Origin of the sequence: Streptomyces phyllanthi (assembly GCF_009377205.1) — a bacterium.
In the GTDB taxonomy this organism is placed as follows: domain Bacteria; phylum Actinomycetota; class Actinomycetes; order Streptomycetales; family Streptomycetaceae; genus Streptomyces; species Streptomyces phyllanthi.
In genome coordinates, this window is sequence record NZ_VJZE01000908.1 from 1 (window position 1) to 1,337 (window position 1,337).

Genomic DNA, 1,337 nt, shown 5'->3' on the forward strand with positions numbered 1-1,337 from the left:
CCCCACCTCCGCGGCTCGCCGCCGTCCTCGGCTACTTCGCGTGCGTCACCGCGTAGATCATCACGAACGCCACGACATGGATCCCGAACAGGAAGTACCCGAGGAACCACCACACGTGGCGCTCGTTCTTCCTCTCCTCCGCCAGACGCCGCTGCTCCGGCGAGATCTCCTCGGACATCACAGCTCCCGGTGGACCTTGGTGTTCGAGGCCTGCGCCCGGGGCCGCAGGACGAGCAGGTCGACATTGACATGACTGGGCCGGGTGACCGCCCACGCGATGGTGTCCGCCACGTCGTCGGCGGTCAGCGGCTCCGCCACGCCCTCGTACACCTGCGCCGCCTTCTCCTTGTCACCGCCGAACCGGGTCAGCGCGAACTCGTCCGTCCTCACCATGCCGGGCGCGACCTCGATCACCCGGACCGGCGTACCGACGATCTCCAGCCGCAGCGTCTCCGCCAGCACGTGCGCACCGTGCTTCGCGGCCACGTACCCCGCACCGCCCTCGTACGTTCCGAGCCCGGCCGTGGACGAGACCACGACCACCGTGCCGTCGCCGCTCGCCGTGAGCGCCGGGAGCAGCGCCTGGGTCAGGTTCAGGGTGCCGATGACGTTCGTCTCGTACATCCGGCGCCAGTCCTCCGGGTCGCCCGTCGCGACCGGGTCGGCACCGAGCGCGCCACCCGCGTTGTTCACCAGCACACCGATCGTCCGGAACGCCGAGGCGAACTCGTCCACCGCCGCCCGGTCCGTCACATCCAGCGGGTACGCCGTCGCCGAGTGCCCCGCCGCGTTGATCTCCTCCGCCAGCGCCTCGATACGGTCCTTGCGGCGCGCCGTCAGCACGACGCGGTACCCGGCCGCGGCCAGCTGCCGGGCCGTCGCGGCACCGATACCGCTGCTCGCACCGGTGACGACGGCGATACGGGAGGCGGCGGACGGGGTTGCGGGGGCGGTCATGGACGTAACTCCTCGATGCCGTACTTGAGCCTGGTGCCTGATGTCTGACGCCGCCGGGTGGCTGGGCACCCGTTCGAGCGGCCCACTGCCCGCCAGGATAGGTGCAGCCGACACACGACCGCCGTACCCGTCCAGCCGGTGAGCGGCCCGCCCTCAACTCCCCCCGCGCGGCGCGTACATGATCAAGGCCATCCCCACCAGGCAGACCAGCGCCCCGACCACATCCCACCGGTCCGGCCGGTACCCGTCCGCGACCACGCCCCAGACCAGCGACCCGGCCACGAACACCCCGCCGTACGCCGCCAGGACGCGCCCGAAGTGCGCGTCGGGCTGAAGGGTCGCCACGAACCCGTACGCCCCGAGCGCGACGACCCCCACCC

At 71.7% G+C, this 1,337-nt stretch carries 3 protein-coding genes; all 3 read right to left on the reverse strand.

Annotated features, from left to right (window positions below; all coding sequences use genetic code 11):
• Positions 1 to 31: 31 nt before the first annotated feature.
• Positions 32 to 178 carry a hypothetical protein gene (locus tag FNH04_RS47110; RefSeq protein ID WP_194237063.1) on the reverse strand — a complete coding sequence of 49 codons (147 nt, stop codon included), beginning with the start codon at positions 176 to 178 and terminating at the stop codon, positions 32 to 34.
• The gene (locus FNH04_RS46040; protein ID WP_152792158.1) at positions 178 to 957 is read right to left on the reverse strand and encodes an SDR family NAD(P)-dependent oxidoreductase; all 780 of its coding nucleotides are present in this window, start codon (positions 955 to 957) and stop codon (positions 178 to 180) included. The genes FNH04_RS47110 and FNH04_RS46040 overlap by 1 nt, the downstream gene beginning before the upstream one ends.
• Before the next feature lie 153 nt (positions 958 to 1,110).
• On the reverse strand, positions 1,111 to 1,337 hold a 227-nt coding region (locus FNH04_RS46045), incomplete at its 5' end, for a YnfA family protein (RefSeq protein ID WP_194237064.1).

Excerpts from the sequence above, each read along its gene's own strand:
- FNH04_RS47110 (WP_194237063.1), bottom strand. The coding sequence starts at position 178 with ATGTCCGAGGAGATCTCGCCGGAGCAGCGGCGTCTGGCGGAGGAGAGG.
- FNH04_RS46040 (WP_152792158.1), bottom strand. The coding sequence starts at position 957 with ATGACCGCCCCCGCAACCCCGTCCGCCGCCTCCCGTATCGCCGTCGTC.